General features: G+C 69.3%; 20 protein-coding genes and 1 pseudogene. 13 read left to right on the forward strand and 8 right to left on the reverse strand.

Annotated elements, in window-relative coordinates:
* Positions 1–162 precede the first annotated feature (162 nt).
* Positions 163–834, reverse strand: coding sequence for an AIM24 family protein (locus tag ACIBCK_RS21575; RefSeq protein WP_399392474.1), 672 nt, complete (start codon positions 832–834; stop codon positions 163–165).
* A 209-nt stretch (positions 835–1,043) separates the two neighbouring features.
* On the opposite strand from ACIBCK_RS21575, the gene ACIBCK_RS21580 reads away from it, so the two are divergent.
* Complete coding sequence (locus ACIBCK_RS21580; protein WP_399392477.1) at positions 1,044–1,349, forward strand: hypothetical protein; 306 nt, start codon at positions 1,044–1,046, stop codon at positions 1,347–1,349.
* An 85-nt stretch (positions 1,350–1,434) separates the two neighbouring features.
* On the opposite strand, the gene ACIBCK_RS21585 is transcribed toward ACIBCK_RS21580, so the two are convergent.
* Complete coding sequence (locus ACIBCK_RS21585) at positions 1,435–1,758, reverse strand: hypothetical protein (RefSeq protein WP_399392479.1); 324 nt, start codon at positions 1,756–1,758, stop codon at positions 1,435–1,437.
* A 136-nt stretch (positions 1,759–1,894) separates the two neighbouring features.
* Between ACIBCK_RS21585 and ACIBCK_RS21590 the strand changes: the two genes are divergently transcribed.
* The 5 genes from ACIBCK_RS21590 (at position 1,895) to ACIBCK_RS21610 (ending at position 6,842) form a co-directional block, all read left to right on the forward strand.
* The gene (locus tag ACIBCK_RS21590) at positions 1,895–2,158 is read left to right on the forward strand and encodes a BatC protein (protein WP_399392481.1); all 264 of its coding nucleotides are present in this window, start codon (positions 1,895–1,897) and stop codon (positions 2,156–2,158) included.
* Complete coding sequence (locus ACIBCK_RS21595; protein ID WP_399392483.1) at positions 2,155–3,360, forward strand: cupin domain-containing protein; 1,206 nt, start codon at positions 2,155–2,157, stop codon at positions 3,358–3,360. Before ACIBCK_RS21590 ends, ACIBCK_RS21595 begins: the two co-directional genes overlap by 4 nt.
* Before the next feature lie 7 nt (positions 3,361–3,367).
* Positions 3,368–4,267, forward strand: a complete 900-nt coding sequence (locus tag ACIBCK_RS21600; protein WP_399392485.1) for a sucrase ferredoxin — start codon at positions 3,368–3,370, stop codon at positions 4,265–4,267.
* Positions 4,268–4,389: 122 nt separating this feature from the next.
* Positions 4,390–6,075: a ribonuclease J gene (locus ACIBCK_RS21605; RefSeq protein ID WP_399392487.1), complete on the forward strand. Its 1,686-nt coding sequence runs from the start codon at positions 4,390–4,392 to the stop codon at positions 6,073–6,075.
* Positions 6,076–6,128: 53 nt separating this feature from the next.
* Positions 6,129–6,842, forward strand: coding sequence for a spermidine synthase (locus tag ACIBCK_RS21610; RefSeq protein WP_399392489.1), 714 nt, complete (start codon positions 6,129–6,131; stop codon positions 6,840–6,842).
* A gap of 31 nt (positions 6,843–6,873) precedes the next feature.
* Here the strand turns inward: ACIBCK_RS21610 and ACIBCK_RS21615 are convergent, their stop codons facing one another.
* Positions 6,874–7,620, reverse strand: coding sequence for a DUF1838 family protein (locus ACIBCK_RS21615; protein WP_399392491.1), 747 nt, complete (start codon positions 7,618–7,620; stop codon positions 6,874–6,876).
* Positions 7,621–7,729: 109 nt separating this feature from the next.
* On the opposite strand from ACIBCK_RS21615, the gene ACIBCK_RS21620 reads away from it, so the two are divergent.
* On the forward strand, positions 7,730–8,224 hold the full coding sequence (locus ACIBCK_RS21620) for a nitroreductase family deazaflavin-dependent oxidoreductase (protein ID WP_399392492.1): 495 nt from the start codon (positions 7,730–7,732) through the stop codon (positions 8,222–8,224).
* 124 nt (positions 8,225–8,348) lie between these two features.
* On the opposite strand, the gene ACIBCK_RS21625 is transcribed toward ACIBCK_RS21620, so the two are convergent.
* From ACIBCK_RS21625 to ACIBCK_RS21635, 3 genes are all read right to left on the reverse strand, one after another.
* Entirely contained in the window at positions 8,349–8,579 is a 231-nt protein-coding gene (locus ACIBCK_RS21625) for a chaplin (protein ID WP_399393115.1), read from the reverse strand.
* A gap of 210 nt (positions 8,580–8,789) precedes the next feature.
* The gene (locus ACIBCK_RS21630) at positions 8,790–9,179 is read right to left on the reverse strand and encodes an STAS domain-containing protein (RefSeq protein WP_399392494.1); all 390 of its coding nucleotides are present in this window, start codon (positions 9,177–9,179) and stop codon (positions 8,790–8,792) included.
* A 172-nt stretch (positions 9,180–9,351) separates the two neighbouring features.
* Complete coding sequence (locus tag ACIBCK_RS21635) at positions 9,352–10,584, reverse strand: cytochrome P450 (RefSeq protein WP_399392496.1); 1,233 nt, start codon at positions 10,582–10,584, stop codon at positions 9,352–9,354.
* 312 nt (positions 10,585–10,896) lie between these two features.
* Between ACIBCK_RS21635 and ACIBCK_RS21640 the strand changes: the two genes are divergently transcribed.
* The 5 genes from ACIBCK_RS21640 (at position 10,897) to ACIBCK_RS21660 (ending at position 15,434) form a co-directional block, all read left to right on the forward strand.
* Positions 10,897–11,097 carry a hypothetical protein gene (locus ACIBCK_RS21640; protein WP_399392497.1) on the forward strand — a complete coding sequence of 67 codons (201 nt, stop codon included), beginning with the start codon at positions 10,897–10,899 and terminating at the stop codon, positions 11,095–11,097.
* A gap of 152 nt (positions 11,098–11,249) precedes the next feature.
* Complete coding sequence (locus ACIBCK_RS21645; RefSeq protein ID WP_399392499.1) at positions 11,250–12,242, forward strand: phospholipase; 993 nt, start codon at positions 11,250–11,252, stop codon at positions 12,240–12,242.
* A gap of 119 nt (positions 12,243–12,361) precedes the next feature.
* Positions 12,362–13,330 (forward strand): DUF3500 domain-containing protein, encoded by a 969-nt coding sequence (locus ACIBCK_RS21650; RefSeq protein ID WP_399392501.1) that lies wholly within the window; start codon positions 12,362–12,364, stop codon positions 13,328–13,330.
* Positions 13,331–14,098 carry a class I SAM-dependent methyltransferase gene (locus ACIBCK_RS21655; protein ID WP_399392503.1) on the forward strand — a complete coding sequence of 256 codons (768 nt, stop codon included), beginning with the start codon at positions 13,331–13,333 and terminating at the stop codon, positions 14,096–14,098. It abuts the gene before it with no gap.
* 115 nt (positions 14,099–14,213) lie between these two features.
* The gene (locus ACIBCK_RS21660; protein ID WP_399392505.1) at positions 14,214–15,434 is read left to right on the forward strand and encodes a lipase family protein; all 1,221 of its coding nucleotides are present in this window, start codon (positions 14,214–14,216) and stop codon (positions 15,432–15,434) included.
* A gap of 82 nt (positions 15,435–15,516) precedes the next feature.
* On the opposite strand, the pseudogene ACIBCK_RS21665 reads toward ACIBCK_RS21660, so the two are convergent.
* Together ACIBCK_RS21665 and ACIBCK_RS21670 are read right to left on the reverse strand one after the other, a co-directional pair.
* Positions 15,517–16,152 (reverse strand): annotated as a pseudogene (locus tag ACIBCK_RS21665) (phosphoribosyltransferase); the annotation flags it as partial.
* 148 nt (positions 16,153–16,300) lie between these two features.
* Positions 16,301–19,255: a family 16 glycoside hydrolase gene (locus tag ACIBCK_RS21670; protein WP_399392507.1), complete on the reverse strand. Its 2,955-nt coding sequence runs from the start codon at positions 19,253–19,255 to the stop codon at positions 16,301–16,303.
* 649 nt (positions 19,256–19,904) lie between these two features.
* Between ACIBCK_RS21670 and ACIBCK_RS21675 the strand changes: the two genes are divergently transcribed.
* Positions 19,905–20,087, forward strand: a complete 183-nt coding sequence (locus ACIBCK_RS21675; protein WP_399392509.1) for a hypothetical protein — start codon at positions 19,905–19,907, stop codon at positions 20,085–20,087.
* The last annotated feature ends 10 nt before the right edge of the window (positions 20,088–20,097 follow it).

Below are 20,097 nucleotides of genomic sequence, written 5' to 3' on the forward strand. Positions count from 1 at the left end.
GCCCCTGCGGCCCCCGTTGCCGGGCACGCCGCGGCTCTTGGCTGGCAGTCTGTACGAGCTCCGGCGGCCCTCCGTACTGGCTGAACCCACGAAGATCCGGACATCGTCCCGGCTCGGCGCACAAAGGCGCCGCGGCACAGAAGATGCCGCGGCGCCCGCAGATCAGGAGGCAGGGACCGGCTTGGGTTCGCCGGGGTTGACCACCACGACGCCCTCCCCCTCCAGCTTGAGTTGCACGGCCTCGCCCGAGCCGCCCTTCACCATCGATCCGACGCTCTGCGAACGGTGCAGCGACGCGGCCAGCTGCGGGCTCCACGCGACGATGGCGTCGGTGTCCACGTGGACGGGCGCCTGGGGGGTCACGGGCAGCACCAGCGGGATGCCCGCACTGGTCAGTGCCAGCCGGCCGGTGCCGGCGAACGTGCAGTTGAACAGGCCACCGCCCGCCATTCCGGCGCCCTTGACCGTGGTGATGTCGTAGCTCAGTGAGGCGTCGAAGCACAGGATGTTCTTGCCGTTGACCGTGAGGCCGTGGTTGTCGTCCACGTCGACGAGGAAACAGTGCGCCGCGTCGGACGCGAACCACGCCTCGCCCTCACCGCTGACCGACATCAGGGCCAGGCCCTCACCGGTCACCGCACGCTTGAGGAAGTTGCCCACCCCCTGGCCCTGCCGCTCGAACTCCAGGTTGCCCCGCCAGGCGACCATCGTCCCCTGCCGGGCTCGCGCCTCGCCTTTGACGGTGTAACGGACCGCCATCGCGTTGTCCTGCGTGAGCCCGGGGGCCGACGCGGGCTGGATGAGATTCTCGGGATCGAAGAGATTTCGCTGCATACGTCCTCGGGTACCCCGTCAAGTCGCCGTCAGCCATGGGTGGTTGAGCGGTCAAGTCCTCACCCCTGAAGTCATGGGCTGAGCAGCGGGAACACGTGTGTGACCGCTGTCGGGACGTGTCGTCGTGCCATCCGCGGGTACCTGCTCCGGCCAGGCGCCGAGCGTCGAAGAACGTAGCGTCAGCGTCGAAGGGCCTAGGAGGAGACATCATGAGTGATCGGATACCGGCTTCCCCCGGCGAGGACGGCAGCACGCCTGTTCCCAGGGACCCCCCGGACCAGCAGGCCACGGACGAGCCGGACGCCTGGGACCTGGACGTGGGCAAGGTCGCCGCCGAGAACGACGACGGCACCGACAGCGGCGGCGACAGCAGCAGTGACGGCAACGGCGACGGCGAAAGCGGCGCCTCGACCGACGTCCCCCGTACGGACGAGGGCGGCACCGCCAGGCGCGGCGAATCCCGTGCCCTGGAAAGCCACCCGGAGAAGCCGGTGCCGGACGAGCCTTCCGGGTGAGCGCAGGTGGGGGAGAGGCTCCGACCGCGGGCCCGCCCTGACCTGCGGGACACCGGAGCCTTCGTGGGGAGTCCGCGTGGCAGCGTCAGGCGTGCTCCCCCTCCTCCAATTCCTCCAGCCGTCGCAAGCAGTCCTCCCAGCGTTCCCGTCGCTCGGCCGGTGTCTGCTCCCACCAGGCGGTCCCGCGTTCCCCCAGTCCCGTCTTGGCGAGCTGCACACGGGCTCGAGCGGCCTTCACCGCACCTTCGTCGTCCCCTGCGGCGGCGACAGCCCGGCGAGCCGCCATGAGGTGGTGGGTCAGGCGCTTCGCCTCTTCGTCGGGTACGAGGGGATCAGTGGCCCGCCAGCGGCGGCCCTTGATGATGAGGAATCGGCCGTCCTCGGTGTACTGCGGGTCGTCTGTCGCCATGCAGCCATCATGGCCCGCTCGCCGGGCCGTCTTCAGGTTGCCGACCGGAATCGCGTGAGCGAGCTTGGTGAAAGCAGCAAGGGATCTCGAGGGTGTGCCCCGTCCCAGCCCAGCCGTTCGATTCTCAGGAGGAACGATGACCAACCCCGAGCAGGATCCGAACCAGAACGAGGGGCCTGCGGACGGCGGTGCCGCAGGCACGCCCGGTGTCCACGACGGAGGAGCCGACGGTGGGGCCGAGGGGCCTGCGGACGGTGGCGCGGCGGGCACGCCGGGCGTTCATGACGGAGGAGCCGACGGTGGGGCCGAGGGGCCCGCGGACGGTGGCGCGGCGGGCACGCCGGGCGTTCATGACGGAGGAGCCGACGGCGGAGCCGACGAGTCCGCGAGCGGCTCTTGAGCATCCCCCCGACCGAGCTCCAGGACGCCGACGCCGCAACAGGCGTCGGCGTTTTGGAGACACGGCTGACCGGCCTGAGCAAGGAGCAGTTCGCCCGCGACTTCTGGGCGCGCACAGCGCTGCTCACGCGGGGCGCGAGCGACTTCTCCGACCTGTTCTCCGCCGACGCCGTGGACGAACTGACCTCGCGTCGGGGGCTGCGTACGCCCTTCCTCCGTGTCGCCAAGGACGGCTCCACACTCCCCGAGTCGTCCTTCACCTCGCCCGCCGGCGTCGGCGCCACCATCGGCGACCAGCTCGACGACACCGCTCTGTGGCGAAGCTTCGCGGACGGCGCCACGCTGGTCCTGCAAGCTCTGCAGCGCACATGGGCGCCGGTCGCGGATTTCACCGCCGGGCTGAGCACGGAGCTGGGGCATCCGGTGCAGGCCAACGCCTATGTCACGCCGCCGCAGAACCGCGGGTTCGACGACCACTACGACGTCCACGACGTCTTCGTACTGCAGATCGACGGTGCCAAGCGCTGGCTCGTCCGCGAGCCCGTTCATCCCGACCCACTGCGCGATCAGCCGTGGACGGACCGCCGCCGCGCCGTTGCCGAGGCCGCCAAGGGCGAGGCCTGCATCGACACCGTTCTCGAACCCGGGGACGTCCTCTATCTGCCGCGGGGCTGGCTGCACGCCGCCCAGGCGCAGGGGGAGGTCTCGATCCACCTGACGCTGGGAATCCACAGTTGGACGCGGTACGCGCTGGCCGAGCAGCTCGCCGAGGCCGCACTCTCGGCGCTGCGCGACGACCCGGAGATGCGCGGCACCTTGCCTCTGGGCGTGGACGGACCCGACGGCGAGCTCGACATCGTGCGCGAACGCCTCGCCGCCGCGATCACCAAGGTCGATTCCGCTCCCCTGTTCCACCGCACCAGGCGAGGCCAGGCACGCCCCGCGCCGCTGGGGCCGCTGGCCCAGCACAAGGCCGTCGACGGCCTCGGCCGGCACTCACGGGTCCGCCTTCGCGGGGAGTTGGAAGCGCGCCTCGATGGCCCGCGTCTGTCCACGCGCGTGGGCTGGCTCGACTTCCCCGCGGCTGACCTGCCGTCGGTCACCCGCATGCTGGACGGCGAGACCCGCACCGCCGGTGATCTCGGCATCGAATTCGTCGACAGACTGCTGCGCGCGGGCGTACTGGTGCCCGCGGAACAGTGACGTAGCCATGGTGATCGCGGCAGACCGCTTCTTCTGCGCCGAGGCCGCGCGGACACGCGACGACCCACTGGCGGGCACGGCACCGCACGGCTCCATCTGGGTACTCATCGAGTACGGAGGCGGCTGGCCGCCCAACGGCTTCGACGGACTGAGCCTCGAACCCCACACCAAAGGGCTCGTGTTCGCCGCCGCCCAAGCGGTGCGGGCACGCATCCTTCTGGTCAGGCGGCACGGACGCCGCACCCCCGAGAAGTCCGGGCGCTGGGCCGTACTGCGCCAGGACGACTCCGGCGCCTGCCGCCAGCAGTGGGGCACATGGAGCCGTGACCAGGACCTGGCGGACATCGTCGGCGCCCTCAGCGCTCCCGGAGAGCTCGGCCTCCCGCCCGTCGTCCTCGTCTGCACCCACGGTCAGCACGACACCTGCTGCGCCGTGCGCGGCCGCCCCGTGGGACGTGCCCTCAGCGAGCGCTGGCCCGACCTGGTGTGGGAATGCACCCACATCGGCGGTGACCGGTTCGCGGCCAACGTCGTCGTCGCGCCCGACGGCGTCTACTACGGCGGACTCGACGCCGCGTCATCCGTCACGGCGGTGGAGGAACACCTGGCGGGCCGGATTCACGCGGCACATCTGCGCGGGTACACGGATCTCTTCCCGCCCCAGCAGGCCGCTGTCGCGGCCGTTCTCAGACGCTTCGGCCCGGCAGGCCGGCACGACTACGCGGTCGTCGAGACGTCCCGCGAGGACAGCCACTGGCGCATCCGCCTCACGGGCCGCCCGCCTCACCCGACGGCGCTCGACGTCGAGGTGCACTCCTACCGCACCCCGCCGTGTCAGCTGACCTGCCGAGGAATCTCCATGAGCTCCGCTGCCGTCTACGAGGTCACCTCCATCGACGTCGGCTGAGCCTGCTGCCCGATTCGTTCACCCGTCCGGACCAGAGCGCGAGCGGTCACGATCGCCCGGATCACGGCGGAAGGCCGGCGTCCTTCGGGCCGGCTCTTTCAACTCTCCGGTAGCGTCGGCGTATGAGTCATCCGCACCCTGAGCTGAAGCCCGCCCCGCCGCTGACCAAGGGGGGCCTGCGTGTGGTCGCCCTGGGCGGGCTGGGTGAGATCGGCCGCAACATGACGGTCTTCGAGCACGCCGGCAAGCTGCTCATCGTCGACTGCGGCGTGCTGTTCCCCGAGGAGAACCAGCCCGGCGTAGACGTCATCCTTCCCGACTTCACGTCGATCCGGGACCGGCTGGACGATGTCGTGGCCGTGGTGCTCACCCACGGCCACGAGGACCACATCGGCGGCGTGCCCTATCTGCTGCGTGAACGGCGCGACATCCCCGTCGTCGGATCGAAGCTGACGCTGGCCTTCCTCGAGGCCAAGCTCAAGGAGCACGGCATCCGGCCGCGCACGGTGCGGGTGCGCGAGGGGGACCGGCGCGGATTCGGGCCCTTCGACTGTGAGTTCGTGGCGGTCAACCACTCCATCCCCGACGGGCTCGCTGTCGCCATCCGAACAGATGCCGGGATGGTGCTCCACACCGGTGACTTCAAGATGGACCAGTTCCCGCTGGACGACCGGATCACCGACCTGCGTGCCTTCGCCCGGCTCGGCGAGGAGGGCGTCGACCTCTTCCTCACCGACTCCACCAACGCCGAGGTCCCGGGCTTCACCACCTCCGAGCGCGAGCTGAACCCCGCGATCGAGCAGGTCCTGCGTACGGCACCGCGACGGGTCATCGTCTCCAGCTTCGCCAGCCACGTGCACCGCATCCAGCAGGTGCTCGACGCCGCCCACCAGCACGGCCGCAAGGTCGCCTTCGTGGGCCGCTCGATGGTCCGCAACATGGGCATCGCCCGCGACTTGGGCTATCTGAAGGTTCCCTCGGGCCTTGTCGTCAGCATGAAGGAACTGGAGAAGCTCCCCGAGAACCGGATCGCCCTGGTGTGCACCGGATCCCAGGGCGAGCCGATGGCCGCGCTGTCCCGGATGGCCAACCGCGACCACGTGATCCGCATCGGCCGGGGAGACACCGTACTTCTCGCCAGCTCCCTGATCCCCGGCAACGAGACGGCGATCTACCGCGTGATCAACGGCCTCACCCGCTGGGGCGCGAACGTCGTCCACAAGGGCAACGCCAAGGTGCATGTCTCGGGGCACGCGAGCGCCGGTGAGCTCATCTACTGCTACAACATCGTCAAGCCCCGCAACGTCATGCCCGTGCACGGCGAGTGGAAGCATCTGAAGGCCAACGCCGATCTGGCCATTCGTACCGGTGTCGACCCCGATCGGGTCGTCATCGCCGAGGACGGCGTCGTCGTCGACCTCGTCGACGGCCGCGCCTCCATCACCGGCAAGGTCCCCGCGGGCTATGTCTACGTGGACGGCATGACCGTCGGCGGCGTCACCGAGGCCTCGTTGAAGGACCGGCTCACGCTGGCCGAGGAGGGTGTCGTCACGGTGGTCGCCATCGTCGACGCCGACACGGGGGCACTGGCCGAGGCCCCCGACTTCCTGGCCCGCGGTTTCGTCCACGACGCGGCCACCTTCGAGTCCGTCATCCCGGTGATCGAGAAGACTTTGGCCACCGCGGCCGAAGAAGGGGTCGGCGACGCCCACCAGCTCGAACAGCTCATCGCTCGCGCCGTGGCGAACTGGGCGTTCCGCACACACCGCCGCAGGCCCCTGATCATCCCGGTCATCATCGACGCCTGACCACGCGCCGGTCATCCTGCCCCAGCTGCCCGACCTGCCCAGAAAGTGAACGGATGAGCGTGCGTTTCGAGGAGATCGACTGGCGTCCGACACCGATGGGGGACATCAGCCTGCGACGGCGACGGGACCCGGCATCGGGCGATGACGTGTACGAGGTGAAGCTCGGTGACGAGTTCCTGATGTCCAGTCTCTTCACCGCCGGCGAGATCGCGCTGACCCGGCTCGGCCTCGCGCAACTGCCCGACACAGAACTGGATGTGGCGGTGGGCGGCCTCGGCCTCGGATACACCGCACGTGCCGCTCTTGACGACCGGCGGGTGCGCTCGCTGACCGTGATCGAGGCACTCGGCGAAGTGATCGACTGGCATCGGCGCGGGTACGTGCCGCTGGGCGCCGCCCTGTCGTCGGATCCCCGATGCCGCCTGGTCCAGGGCGACTTCTTCGCGATGGCGGGCGAGGGCGGCGGCGGTCTTGACCCCGAGGAGCCGGACCGCCGCTTCCACGCCATCCTGCTCGACGTCGACCACTCGCCCCGCCACGTACTGCACCCCAGCCACGCGGCGCTCTACGAGCCGAGCGGCTTGCGTGCCCTTGCCCGGCGGTTGCACCCCGGTGGCGTCTTCGCCCTGTGGTCGAACGACCCGCCGGACGCGGAGTTCAACGCCGTACTTGCCGATGTCTTCCCGAAGGCGGAGAGCCACGTCGTCGACTTTCCCAACCCGCTGCAAGGCGGCAGCGCCACCAACACCGTGTACGTGGCGGGCTGAAGAAGAGCAGAGGCCCGCAAGCCGTGGAGCGCTACTTCGGCGGGTGGAGCTTGCGGAAGTACGTCCAGCTGGTCTCGTTCGGCTCGCTCCACTTCTCCGGGGCGTGGGCGAACTCCGGGTGGTGGGCGGCGATGTAGGAGCGGGTGCGCTCGGGGACCTCGTCGTACGAGCCGAGTTTGCGGCCCCGGCAGTGATAGGTGAGCCCGCCGGGCCGTTGGCCGCGTTCCATCCACGGGAGCCAGGGGGACATGCGGGTCCACGACATGGTGGCCGGGACGCTGGGCGCGGTGCCGGCCAGGTCGGCGCGGTCCGCGAAGAACTGGAAGAGCTCCAGAGCCTTGTACGTGTCGTCGGCCGAGTTGAGGGGGTACTGGGCGACGGGCAGCGGCGAGGGATAGGCGAGCGGGATCTCCAGACTGAAGCAGACCTGTCCGCCGAGATCGGTCGTCGGAATGGGGAAGGGACGCCATTTCTGGTTCGCCGGGTCGTTCCATATGTGCACCACCGGCAGGTCCTGCCAGGTCTCCAGGATCTCGCGCGTCACGGGGTCCAGGTAGAACGCGGTTTCGCGGGTGAGCAGTTGGTAGGCGTCCGGTCCTGCCTCGGCGTCCTGGACGAGCCGGGCGACGTTGAGCCCCTCGAAGCCGAACAGGCGCTGGTAAGGCTCGTCAGGCGCCCAGGAGTACACGTCTCCGGACCACCAGTACGTGACCTCATCGCCGTCGAGCGAGGCCCGGGTACGCGCGAAGGAACGGAGCAGCTCTGCGGGTGTCGTCATACGGACCACTCTGCGCCACAGCCGCCTGTTTCCGCGCGTCCGCGTCGAGTCCGGGAATGGAATGCTGGTCTCCTAGCAACACTCCGTACGCGACGACAGGTGGACCACGATGCCCCTTGATGGCGAGTACGAGCCGAGCCCGGTGCGGTGGGTGCGCGAACAGGTCGAGCTGTACGAGAGTTCGGGCGGCACGCAGGGGGCCACGCTCTGGGACACGGGCCTGCCCGTCGTCATTCTCACGACGCGAGGCGTGAGAAGCGGCAGCATCCGCAAGATCCCGCTGATGCGCGTGGAGCACGAGGGACGGTACGCGGCCGTGGCCTCGAACGGCGGCTTCCCGTGTCACCCGGTCTGGTACCGCAACGTCAAGGCAGACCCGCACGTGGAGCTCCAGGACGGATCCACACGCCAGGCCATGACCGCCCGTGAGATCACCGGGGCCGAGAAGGCCGAGTGGTGGAGGCGCGCGGTCGCCGCATACCCGCCGTACACCGAATACCAGGAGAAGACCGACCGCGTGATCCCCGTCTTCGTCCTGGAGCCCACGTCCCCAGCGGGGACGGCAGAGGCGCGCTCGACGTCGGCGAGGACCGCCGCCCTCTGACCGGTGGCCCCACGAGTCCATCGGTTCCTGCAAAAAAAGCGAGCGTGCCACCGAAAAGGAGGGTCGGTGGCACGCTCGCTCGGACCGTGTCGAGCCAGTGGCTCCTACGGTGCTTTACGACCGGTCAGGCGTTGACGCAGGTGTTGCCGAAGGCCGGGTTGAGCAGGCCGATGACGTTGACGGTGTTGCCGCAAACGTTGACCGGGATGTGGACCGGGACCTGGGCCTGGTTGCCCGAGAGCACGCCCGGCGAACCCACGGCAGCACCCTGGGCACCGGCGTCCGCGGAAGCGAGACCGGCGGCGCCCATCACGAGACCACCGGTGGCCAGCACCACGCTCATCGTCTTCTTCATGGCAGACATACTTCTTTCTCCTAGGGTTCGATCAACAGGAAGGCGCCAAGCCAGCCTCAACAGACGTCGCGCGGCCGGAGCACCCCGCTTCTTTGGCGCCTCTCGGCCTGTCAACGCCCCAGGCAGACTTCGGACACGCTGATTCCCCCGAATGCCTGCACCCGGGGTGGAGTCGTCCGCCGCGGGAACCGGATGCGCAGACCAGGAGAGTCAGGTGCTGGGGGCGGTCGTGGCGTCGAGGAGCGCGCGCAGTCGCTGCAGCCCCTCTTCGCGGGTGTCGGCCAGCGGCAGGACGTCGGCGGCGCCGGTGATCTCGAGAACGCGCTGCACGGACGTGTGGAAAGGGCCGGCCAGGACGAAGGGGCGTTGTGCCTGCCCGTGCTCGGCGCTGGTGTGCAGGATCAGGCCGAGCAGGGTGCTGTCGGCGAAGGTGAGTTCGTCGACGGCGAGCAGGGTGGCGTCGGCGCCACGGTGCGTCCGGGCGCTCTGGAGGGCAGCGGTGACTCCGCTCGCGTCCTGGATGTCGATCTCGTGGCGCAGCGTGACAACGGCCACCCGTTCCAGCAGGGAGAGTTCAATTTTGTTGTCGTCGGGAAACATTCCCCGACCCTGTCATATTCGCGCCCGAGCGTGCACGGAACACTCCTACTCGTGGAGGCCGCCCTGCCATGGGGCCCGCGCGGCCCCTGCGAGCGTGGTATCGGCCCATCGGCCCATCTGCGGGCGCCGGTCCGGAAGGCCGTCCAGGCGCCCGCGAGGAGGAGAGGGCGCGTCAGTTGCCTGTGGCCGGGCGGAGGATGACCGGCAGTTCCCGGTGCCCGTTGGAGATGAACGACTCCGCGGGGCTCAGTGTGGAGGCGGGGACGGCGAGGGCGAGGTCCGGGAAGCGGGTGAACAGAGCCCGGAGCGCGGTCTCCGCCTCCATCCGGGCCAGGGCGGCGCCGAGGCAGACGTGGACGCCGTGTCCGAACGCGAGATGGGTCTTGTTGGCTCGGCTCAGGTCGAAGGTGCCGGCGCTCGCCCCGTGGAGGTCGGGGTGGCGGCCCGCGGCCGCGTAGGAGGCGAGGATCGCCTCGCCCTGACGGATCGTGAGCCCCTGTGCCAGTGGAATGTCCTCCACCGCGAACCGCATGGGCAGGTGCGCGACGGGGGCCTCGTAGCGCAGCGTCTCTTCGACGACCTCTGTCCACGCGCTCTTGCCCTCGCGGACCAGGGCGAGCTGTTCGGGGTGGGTGAGCAGCGCGGCGATGGCCTGGTCCAGCAGGTTGACGGTGGTCTCGTAGCCCGCACTGATCACGAGGAGGAGGGTGTCGAGGAGCTCCTGTTCGGCCAGGGCTGAGCCGTCGTCGTCCCGGGTGGCGATGAGTACGGAGGTCATGTCCTCGCCGGGCTCGGCGCGCTTGGCCGCGACCAGGTCCGCCAGGATCACGTACAACTCCTGGGTGTTCGTGGCGGCCTGATCGGGGTCGAGTGTGGTGTCGAAAACCCGGTCGACGGTACGGCGGAACCGGGCCTGGTGGTGATCGGGCAGCCCCATGAGTTCGCTGATGACACGGATCGGCAGCGGATAGGCGAACCGGTCGCGCAGGTCGATGGGCTCTCCGGCGGGAAGGGCGGCGAACTCGTCGAGCAGCGTGTGGGATATCTCCTCGATACGCGGCTGGAGGGCGGCGATACGCCGCGCGGTGAACGCCGGGCTGACCAGACGGCGCAGCCGCCGGTGGTCGCCGCCGAAGGCGGTGAACATGTTGTCCACGGCCACCCACAGCGCGAGCGGCCAGGTGCCGACGATCTTGTCCGGGAATATCGGCCAGTGCCGACGGGGATCCTTGGATACCCGCGGGTCGGTGAGGAGCTGTTTGAGCAGGGCCGGATCGGTCACGGCCCACGCCTCGACGCCCAGGACATCGACGCGGGCGGCCGGGCCGCGCGCACGCAGGGCGGCGTCCTCGGCGTGCCGGTCGCTGCCGGTGGCGTCCAGGACAAGGATCTGTGGCTGGTCCATGCGAGTGCTCCTCAGAGGGTGGGGAATGCGCGGCCGGCGACCAGGCACGGGACACACATTAGTTGTCCATCGGCCGGTCGGTGAAGGGCACTTGGGGGAGGGGACGCGCAGGTGGAGAGGGCGCTGCGGTGCTCCCCGGGCCAGGGCCGAGCCCGGATTCGCGGGTTCCCGTCCGTGGTCGTCACGAGGGCCTGACGAGGGCGTCACTCGCGTCGACTTTCCATCACTGCGGCGCGTTGACCGCCGAGGGAAAGCGGTGCCAGGTGATCATCACACTGTACGGCTGACGTGCCCCGGAGGAATGAGAATGAAATGACCGACGCCATCGTGCTGCTCGGAGTGGTCATCGGATTGTCCGTGCAGATCCAAGCAGTGTGGGACATGAGCCGCGCCCCTCAGGAGGGCGAGGACACGGATGCCGTGCAAGCCCAGGCGATCCTCCTGGCGATGGCGGGGGCCTTGTGCGCCGTCGTCGCCCTGTGTGTGGCGCTTTTCGTCCCGAGCGGGTCCTAGAACTCGTCGAGAGGCCATGTCTACTCGCGGGTAACTTGACGTAGGGTGCTGGAGTCGCGGGCAGTCGGCCCGCCTGGCTGTACGACAGTCAGCCACCGCACGGCATCCGGGCTGCCGCACCACGTAGCCCGTAACAGAGAGGACCCGTCCCCATGGCCGCCTCACGTCGGCTTCGCGCCACGCTGCTCCCGCTCACCCTGGTCGTCTCCGCCACCACCTTGGGCGCCGGAGTGGCGACGGCCGCAGCGAAGGACGAGACCTTCAAGACCGCACCGAGCGCCGCCGCGCAACGGCCCACCTGGGCCATCGCCCACCGGGTGCTGACCACGGGCGGAGTGACCAAGGCGCTCTCCAACGGCGCCAACGCGCTCGAGATCGACGCCACGGCCTGGCGCAAGGGCTGGTGGGCCGACCACGACGGCACCCTCACCAGCGCCGGCGACACCATGTCGGCCATGTTCGACCAGGTCGCCGAGGAACACGACGGCGGGCGTCACGTCTCCTTCGTCTGGCTGGACATGAAGAACCCCGACTGGTGCGACAGCAGCGACCCCCAGTGGCGCCACTGCTCCGTGGCCGAACTGCGGGACATGGCCCGCGAGAAGCTGGAGAGCAGGGGCATACGGGTGCTCTACGGCTTCTACGGCACGGAGGGCGGCAGCGGCTGGAAGAACGCCCTCGGCGACCTGAACTCCAAGGAAGCGGTCAGCTTCAGCGGCAGTTACGCGCAAGTCCGGGACGGCTTCGCCGAGCACGGGCCGGATGTCCCCGGCCGTCAGCGCGTGATGGACAACGGCCTGTTCAACATGGCGCTGAAGTTCGGCACCATCCGCCAGGAACTCGCGGCCGGCAGGAACGCCCGGGACGCCGGAAGTCTCGCGCAGACCGTCGGCTGGACGGTGGGGAAGGGGGACGAGGACCGTGCCGCCACCCTGCTCGACTCGGCCGACGGGGGCGCCGCCGTGGACAGCCTGATCTACGGCAACCGGATGTCCTGCTATCCGGACGGCGTCAACGGCCCGAAGGGCTGCGGCGCCGACGACAGCGCGGTGCGCGAGTCGCTCTCGTACATCACGGACTACGTGAAGGCCCACCCCGACACCCGCCGCATGGCCACCCCCGCGGACATCCCCTTCGGCAGCTGACGCACGGGAAGCGGCACCGATTCCGTCGCGTCGTCACTGGATGGCGCACCATGGGGCCCAGGGGATCGACATCGCCTTGTGGGTGCGCCGGTGTCCGGCGCCGTGGGGGAGGAGGAACGGTGGACGGACAGCAGTGGGAGGCGACGGCCGCGGCCGTACGGGAGGCGGTGCGTGCGCTGCTGCGCGTGCTGGAACCGGAGCAGGTGCGTGTGCTGCGCGCGGGGCCCGACCGCCTGGACGCGCCCGAGTGGCAGGAGTGGACGTATCTGCCGGGCTCACGCCCCGGGTTGGCGACCGAGGGCCTCGACGCCCGGCAGCGCGAGGCCGTCGATGCCGTGCTGGCCGCGGCGCACAGCGTCGAGGGGGCCGAGCTGGCGCGTGGGGCGATCGAAGTGGAGCGGTACCGCCGCGCCGCGGCCGGCGCCACGGGGGACGACCGCTACTGGGTGCGTTTGTCGGGCGACCCGGACGGCGGCGGCCCGTGGGGCTGGCGGATGAACGGCCACCACCTCGCCGTACACGTACTGATCACGCCGGTAGGCATGCGTGTGACGCCGCACTTCATCGGTGCGGAACCGGCGCGCATCGCGGACGGTCCGCAGGCCGGACGCAGGCTGCTGGGGCCGGAGGAGGACCTGGCGCGGCAGTTGGTCACGGACCTTGACGTCGGTCGGCGGGCCAAAGCGGTCTTCGCCGATGCCCCGCCGGACGACATCTTGACCCGCGACGACCCCTTCGCTGATCCGGATCTGTTGCCGACGGGCCTGACCCACGGAGACATGACGCCCGGTGAACAGCGGCTGCTTCAGCGCTTGGTGCGCCGCTACCTGGACCGCGCTCCGGCTGCGTATGCGCGGGAGTGCTGGTCCGAAACCGTGGCACAAGGACTGGACGCTCTGTCGTTCTCCTGGGCCGGTGGCCGCGCACCCGGGGACCGGCACTACTACTGCGTCCGGGCCCCGGACTTCCTCATCGAGTACGACAACACCCAGGACGACGGCAACCACGCCCACTCGGTCTGGCGGCACATCCGCCACGACTGGGGCGCCGACCTGCTCCGCGCGCACTACACCGAGCAGCACGGCTAGATGGGCGGCATGGCCGATCGCGCACGGAGCTTCGGGTCGATGGCGGAGGCGTACGAACGGTTTAGGCCGGGCTACCCCGAGGCGCTGCTCGACACGGTGCTCGAGTACGCGGGTCAGCCGGTCCGCACTGCCCTGGAAATCGGCGCCGGCACGGGTAAGGCAACCCGCCTCTTCGCCCGGCGGGGCATCGCGGTCACGGCGACCGAGCCCGATGGTGACATGCTCGCCGAGCTGCGCAAGCACGTTCCGTCAAGCGTTCGGACGGTGCACGCCGCGTTCGAGGACCTGCGACCGGGCGAACGGTACGGGCTGGTCTACGCGGCAGCTGCGCTGCACTGGACGAAACCGGAGGCACGGTGGTCACGCGTGGCCGCGCTGCTGGAGCCGGGTGGTGTCTTCGCCTCGTTCGGCGGGCCGATCCACCTGGCCGATCCCGCTGTGGAGGAAGCCGTTCGCGCGGTGCGAGCGCCGTTCTTGGACAGCGACGAGGTCCCGTCCCCGGACGGGACTCCTCCCGAGCAGTGCATGCAGTGGCCGGGTACGGAGCTCCGACGCTCCGAGTTCTTCACCGATGTCCAACAGTCCATGACGCGGAGGCGGTTGACGGTGAGCGCTCACGACTACGTCGGCCAGCTCTCCACCATCTCGGCCTATTTGGTGTTGCCTGCCGCGGAGCGTGCTCAGGTGTTGAAACGGATCGTGCAGGTTCTGCCGGCGACGGTGGAGATTTCCGCCGACATCACGGTTCATCTCGCGCGTCGGAGGTAGTCGCCGACGTGTGGTCGGCTTCACGCCGGACCCCGCACATCTATGGCCGTATTACTGACGGGTCAGTACGGTGCTGCCGAACCCCCCTAGCCCACAGGAGAGTTGGGAGAGCTGCATGATGTCAGCCTTACGCAGACGACCGGTGGCCGCGGGTGCCGTCCTCGCGGTGGCGGTGCTCGGACTCCCGGGGTCCGCCGCCGCGCAGAGCACGACCGCGCCGGACGGTGCTCCGAACGCGTCCCGCTCGGCCCCGGGTGCGAAGACCGCACCCGGCAAGATCATCCGCTCGGAGCCTTCCTCGTTCCAGTACACCCCGGGCGTACCGACCCCCACCAAGGCCTGGAAGATCACGTACCGGTCCACTTCCGCCAACGGACGGCCCAACGCCGTCTCCGGCACCGTGATCGTCCCCGACGACGGCAGGACCACCCCCCGCCCGCTCATCACGTACGCCGTCGGCACGGTCGGCCTCGGCGACAAGTGTGCGCCGTCCGCCGGATTCCCGGGCGGTACGACGGCCGAGGCGCCGCTCGTCAACGCCGCGCTGGTACGCGGCTACGCGGTCGCCGTCACCGACTACGAAGGCCTCGGGACGCCCGGAGACCACACCTACATGGTCGCCAAGGCTCAGGGCAGCGCCGTCCTCGACGCGGCACGCGCGGCCCAGCGGCACCCGGAAGCGGCGAAGTTCGGCGTCTCCGCGAACGCGCCCGTCGGCATCATGGGCTACTCCCAGGGCGGCGGCGCCAGCGCGAAAGCCGCCGAGATGGCCGGGACCTACGCCCCCGAGCTGAAGGTCAAGGGAACGGCGAGCGGCGGCGTCCCCGCGGATCTCGCCAAGGTCGCCGAGTCACTGGAGGGTGGGGACAGCGCCGGCTATCTGCTGATGTCCGCCGTCGGTCAGAACGCGGCCAACCCGGCCCTGGGACTCAAGAAGTACCTCACCAAGGAGGGGCGCAAGCTCGCCGAAGTGGTGCGCAACGAGTGCGTCGGCACGGTCCTGGAGGCAGGGCGTGGCAAGACGATCGAGGACGTCACCACGTCCAACCCGCTGGACCGGCCGGAATGGCAGCGGGCCATCGCCAAGCAACTGATCGGCACCAAGCGGACGTCGGCGCCGACGTTCGTGTACCACGGGGACGCGGACGAGACGATCCCCTACGCGGTCGGGCAGAAGCTGCGGGCCGACTGGTGCGCGAAGGGGAACGCCGTGGAGTGGCAGTCCTTCCCCGGGCAGTCCCATGTGGGGACGGCAATTCAGGGCAACGGCCCGGCACTTGAGTGGCTGGGCCGACGCTTCGCCGGTGAGCCCACGTCGGGCAACTGCGGTACCTGAGGCGAACCACCCGCCGGCGCCCCTCCGTCACCGTCCTTCGTGCGGTGGCGGTGGGGCGCCGATGTCTTCAACGGCCAGAAGCGGCCTCCGCCGCCTGTGCCAGGCGGGTGACCACTTCCTCATCGGTGGTTTGCGTGAAGTCCTGATACCACTCGCCGACGGAGCCGAAGCGGGCCGGCGTGGACAGGCACACCACGTCGTCGGCCACGGCACGCAACCGGGCCACCACGTCCGCCGGCGCCGTCGGCACGGCGAGCACCACGCGAACCGCGCCCTGCGCCCGCGCGACCCGGCAGGCGGCCGCGGCCGTGGCGCCGGTCGCGATCCCGTCGTCCACCACGATCACCGTGCGGCCCTCGACCGCCACCCGCGGGCGACCCTCGCGATAGCGCCGCAGCCTCCGCAGCAGTTCACGCTCTTCGTCGTGCTCGACCCGCGCGCGCTCCGCCGCGCTGATCCCGAAGTGGCGCACGATGTCGTCACTGATGACCCGGACACCGCCCTCGCCGATGGCGCCGAACCCCACTTCGGGCCGGTGGGGCGCGCCGAGCTTGCGGACCACGATCACATCGAGCGGAGCGCTCAGCTGCCGGGCCACCTCGAAGGCCACCGGCACGCCACCCCTGGGGAGACCGAGGACGACGGGTCTTTCCTCCCGCAGGTGTCGCACGGCGTCGCCGAGGCGGCGCCCCGCGTCCACACGGTCGACGTACCGCACCTCGTTCACCCTCGTCTCTCCCGCATCCTCCGTATCTTCGGGATAACTCCGTTCGCCGCATTTTGCAAATGGCCACCGGGTACGGACGAAGCCGGGCCCGCCCTCGTGGTGGTGGGCGGGCCCGGCGGATTTGCGATGGTTCAGGGGATCAGTCGGTGGGCTCGATCCAGACGTTGCGGAAGCGGACCTTGTTGCCGTGGTCCTGGAGCCGGATGGCCCCCGCGGCAGCGGATTCGGCATCCCCTGCTCCCGTGGGACCGTCGACGGCCACATTGTCGTGGACCTTCTTGCCGTTCCACACGACGGTGATACGCGCGTCGGCGGTCTTCTTGCCGTCCGCGTCGAAGCGGGCCGCTTTGAAGGTGATGTCGTAGGTCTGCCAGGTTTCGGGCGCCGTGGAGGCGTTCTCGTCGGCCGCTTTCTTGGTGTAGATGGAGGCGGCCTCGTTCGCGGCGAGTTTCTCCACTCCGTACGAGTCCAGGATCTGGACCTCGTAGCGTTCCTGGAGATAGATGCCGCTGTTGCCGCGGTCCTGTCCGGTCACGTCGTCCGGGAGCTTGGGCACTCGGAATTCGGCGTGCAGTGTGAAGTCGTTGAAGGCTTGTTTGGTGCGGATGTCGCCGCAGCACACCTCGACGGATTGGTCCGCGGTGTGGGGCCATTGAGGGCTGCTGCCGTCCGAGTGCTGCCAGGCGGCGGTGCTGCCGCCGGAGAAGAGGTCGATGCGGCTGTCGGGGCGGCGTACTTCGATCATGTCGAGGTTGACATGACCGGTGTCCTCGGGCCGGTAGGAATACGTGATGGTGTTGCGGCCCTTGCGCAGGGCGAGCTTCTCGGTCTTGGTCGACCAGCGTTTCCACGTCTCGGTGGAGGGCAGCTGCGTCTGGCGCGCGGACCCGCCGTTCACACTCACGCCGAGGGTCTTGGTGCCGGGGGCGGGGTGGGGGCCGTTGGCGTAGCGGAGGTCCACCGCGTACGTGCCCTTGGCCGGGGCGTGGACGTCGAACGTGGCCGTGGCGCCGGGTTCGCCGAAGCCGTCGACGAAGCCGCTGCCGGTGAATCCGGCGTGCTCGGTGTCGATGCCCGCACCCCCGGACAGCCGCGCCGACTCGGCGTCGTAGGAAGTGACCGGGTCGGTGTGGCCGGGGCGTGCGTTCAGCGTGTACCAGGCCTCGGTGGACCACAGCTGCTCGTCGTCGGCCGAGGAGAACGGACGCGGTGAGCGTACGTGCACCACGCGGTCGCTCTTGAGTCCCGGGATGGTGAGCTGGACGGTGCGCCGGTCATCGGAGATGGCGGCCTTCGTGACGGTCAGGGCCTCCTCGTCGGCCTTGGGGCCGCCATAGGCGGGGGTGGGGGCGTAACGCCACTGCTCGACGGAGTAGGCCCCGCTGGTCAGCTTCTCGACGGTCTTGTCCGAAAGCGGCTTGGTGTAGGTGAGCTTGAAGCCGTCGGAGGTGGCGCGCATCGTCTTGATGTCGAACGCGGTCTTGCCGTTCGGGGTGAGCTTCTGCAGCCCGAAGCGGAGCTTGCCCTCCTGGCCCCAGTTGCCGTCCGCACCGAGACCGCCGGTGTAGATCGCCCCGTCAGGACCGGTGGAGATACGGGTGATGCCGGACTCCAGGCCCTGCGTGTGGCGGAACACCGCGCCCTGGAACTCGCCGTTGACCTTCTCCAGGTCGGCGCGCTGCAGTCCGCCGTACGTGACGTCACCGAACATCAACTGCCCGGCGAAAGTACCCTTCTTGACCGTCATGGGGGTGCTGGGGGAGTTGGCTATCTCGTTCTGCGGCAGCCACAGCACCGGCTTGGTGACGCTGTTGTCGTCGAACGGGCCGTCCGGGTTCGTGTAGTGATTGAAGAACCGGTCCTGCTTGACGTGCATCAGCTTCGATGCGGGCAGCCAGCCGCCCTGGTTATCCGTGACGAACAGCTCATCACCGGGGCCGCGGCCGATGCCGTTGGGGGTGCGCAGGCCGCCGGCGAGATAGCTGACCTTCCCGGTGTTCTTGTTCACCTTGATCGTGGTGCCGCGGTTGGGAGCGGGCTGCGGATCGGTCGTCGCGCCGCCGTAGTTGATGGCGACGGACAGGTTCAGATAGAAGTCGCCCTTGTCGTAGAGCAGTCCGAAGGCGAATTCGTGGAAGTTCCCGCCGTAGGGCCACTCGGCGATCTTCCGCCGCTCGCTCGCGTCGTTGTCGCCCTCCAGGTCGGCGAGTTCGGTCAGCTGGTGCTTCTCCGAGACGTACAGCTTCCCGTCCACGTACTTGACGCCCATCGGCTCCTTGAGCCCGTCGGCGATCTTCTCGAAGGTGACCTTGTCCGGTCCGGTGTCGCCGGTGACGTTGTCCAGGACGTATACCGCGCCCTTGGTCTCCTCGCTGCCGCCCCAGGTGGTCACGGCGAGGCGGCCGTCGGGCAGCCAGTCCATCGCGGAGACCTGCGGCTCGAAGCCCTTGGGACGCAGATCGGTCAGCGTGTAGCCGGGGTTGACCGCCGTCAGGGGGAGGCCGTCGCCCGGGGTGTCGTAGCTGCCCTCGCACTCCTTGCGGCCCGGCGCGGTCACCCGCACCACGTCGGCGTCCGTACTGAGCACGGAGTTCGGTACGAGGGTGAAGGCGTCGGCGCCGGGCGGCTTCCACTGCAGGGTGACCTGCTGGTCGTTGCTCCGGTCGAAGTGGTCGACGCGCAGCGGGTGATAGCCCGGCGTGAGGGTGATCTCGCCGTCCTTGGGCTCGGCGCCGTGCAGCCCGTCGTGGTCGACGACCTTCTTGTCGCCGATGAACAGGCGCGAACCGTCGTCGCTGATCAGGCGGAAGGCGTACGCGCCATCCGCGGGCACGTTGATGTTGCCGATGATCTGCGACACGAAGTTGTCGCTGAACCCGAACCCCTCAGTGGAGGACCAGTCGACGGTGGGGATCAGCTTGTCGACGTTGGGGGTCTGGGCGGGTTTGAGGTCGCAGAGCTTGCTCAGCGGGGACTGGACGTCGAACACCCGCAGCGTGACCCCGGGTTCCTGTGGGGGCAGGTCGGCGAAGGGCTTGTCCGTGTCCTTGTCCTCGGCGCCGACGGCCGGCGCGGTGAGTACGCCGCCGGCCATCAGCAGCCCCAGGAGAATCCCGGCGGCTCTTCGCGGTCTCAGCCGCGTACGGGGGCGGATACGGCGGGGGCGCGGGGGGTGCTCGTGTGGCGTCACTCGGTCTCCTGCTGGGCGCTGTGAGGCGGCCCGGGCCGCCGGAGCCCGTGTCCGCGGAGGGAGTTGATGCACATGCGGGTGGTGCGAGCCGCGGCATGACGCCGCGCGGTGCGCAGAGTTCTGTACGAGAGCGACGCCAAGCGTACGAAGCATGCCTCGCAGCGTCCATACTTTGTCCTCAACAAGGAGAAACGGGCGGGGAGTTGGCGCAGCGGTCGCCACGCCCGAGGCGGCGACCGGTCGCTGATCCGGGCGCGGCGTCGAGCGGGACTTCTTGGTCGGCAAACTCCGCGCGGATCGCGATAGTTCGCGTATGCAATATCGGCTGCGGATGCCGCCCCATGCTTGTTCGTCTAGGCTTATTAGGGCGCCTCGAAGAGAACGGTTCAGAGGCGTGCGGCATGCAAGGCCTTGCCTCGGTCACGCATTTATCTAATGCGTGTGAGGTAAAGGAAAGAAATGCGCTGAGTTTCCACGATCTGGCAGTGCGGGCGGGAAACGCGCTGGCAATACGTGGCGAAACCCAGTGTTCTATGATGGAAGAGGTAGAGGCATGGCTTCCACCGAATTCACGGATCAGGACGTGGCTGAAACTCTGGACGTTGAGGCAGCTCTCGATCCGGTCGAGGCCGACGGATCCTACCGCGACAGCCGCGAATGTGCGGCGCTGGCCCTGACAGGCGGGACGATCTCCCTGCTGTTGTCACCTCCGACACCTCGGCCCAAGAAGGGCTGACGGGGCACTG

The sequence above is a fragment of the Streptomyces sp. NPDC051218 genome (assembly GCF_044455475.1).
In the GTDB taxonomy this organism is placed as follows: domain Bacteria; phylum Actinomycetota; class Actinomycetes; order Streptomycetales; family Streptomycetaceae; genus Streptomyces.

Excerpts from the sequence above, each read along its gene's own strand:
- ACIBCK_RS21575 (WP_399392474.1), bottom strand. The coding sequence starts at position 834 with ATGCAGCGAAATCTCTTCGATCCCGAGAATCTCATCCAGCCCGCGTCG.
- ACIBCK_RS21580 (WP_399392477.1), top strand. The coding sequence starts at position 1,044 with ATGAGTGATCGGATACCGGCTTCCCCCGGCGAGGACGGCAGCACGCCT.
- ACIBCK_RS21585 (WP_399392479.1), bottom strand. The coding sequence starts at position 1,758 with ATGGCGACAGACGACCCGCAGTACACCGAGGACGGCCGATTCCTCATC.
- ACIBCK_RS21590 (WP_399392481.1), top strand. The coding sequence starts at position 1,895 with ATGACCAACCCCGAGCAGGATCCGAACCAGAACGAGGGGCCTGCGGAC.
- ACIBCK_RS21600 (WP_399392485.1), top strand. The coding sequence starts at position 3,368 with ATGGTGATCGCGGCAGACCGCTTCTTCTGCGCCGAGGCCGCGCGGACA.
- ACIBCK_RS21605 (WP_399392487.1), top strand. The coding sequence starts at position 4,390 with ATGAGTCATCCGCACCCTGAGCTGAAGCCCGCCCCGCCGCTGACCAAG.
- ACIBCK_RS21610 (WP_399392489.1), top strand. The coding sequence starts at position 6,129 with ATGAGCGTGCGTTTCGAGGAGATCGACTGGCGTCCGACACCGATGGGG.
- ACIBCK_RS21615 (WP_399392491.1), bottom strand. The coding sequence starts at position 7,620 with ATGACGACACCCGCAGAGCTGCTCCGTTCCTTCGCGCGTACCCGGGCC.
- ACIBCK_RS21620 (WP_399392492.1), top strand. The coding sequence starts at position 7,730 with ATGCCCCTTGATGGCGAGTACGAGCCGAGCCCGGTGCGGTGGGTGCGC.
- ACIBCK_RS21625 (WP_399393115.1), bottom strand. The coding sequence starts at position 8,579 with ATGAAGAAGACGATGAGCGTGGTGCTGGCCACCGGTGGTCTCGTGATG.
- ACIBCK_RS21630 (WP_399392494.1), bottom strand. The coding sequence starts at position 9,179 with ATGTTTCCCGACGACAACAAAATTGAACTCTCCCTGCTGGAACGGGTG.
- ACIBCK_RS21635 (WP_399392496.1), bottom strand. The coding sequence starts at position 10,584 with ATGGACCAGCCACAGATCCTTGTCCTGGACGCCACCGGCAGCGACCGG.
- ACIBCK_RS21640 (WP_399392497.1), top strand. The coding sequence starts at position 10,897 with ATGACCGACGCCATCGTGCTGCTCGGAGTGGTCATCGGATTGTCCGTG.
- ACIBCK_RS21645 (WP_399392499.1), top strand. The coding sequence starts at position 11,250 with ATGGCCGCCTCACGTCGGCTTCGCGCCACGCTGCTCCCGCTCACCCTG.
- ACIBCK_RS21655 (WP_399392503.1), top strand. The coding sequence starts at position 13,331 with ATGGGCGGCATGGCCGATCGCGCACGGAGCTTCGGGTCGATGGCGGAG.
- ACIBCK_RS21660 (WP_399392505.1), top strand. The coding sequence starts at position 14,214 with ATGATGTCAGCCTTACGCAGACGACCGGTGGCCGCGGGTGCCGTCCTC.
- ACIBCK_RS21670 (WP_399392507.1), bottom strand. The coding sequence starts at position 19,255 with ATGGCCGGCGGCGTACTCACCGCGCCGGCCGTCGGCGCCGAGGACAAG.
- ACIBCK_RS21675 (WP_399392509.1), top strand. The coding sequence starts at position 19,905 with ATGGCTTCCACCGAATTCACGGATCAGGACGTGGCTGAAACTCTGGAC.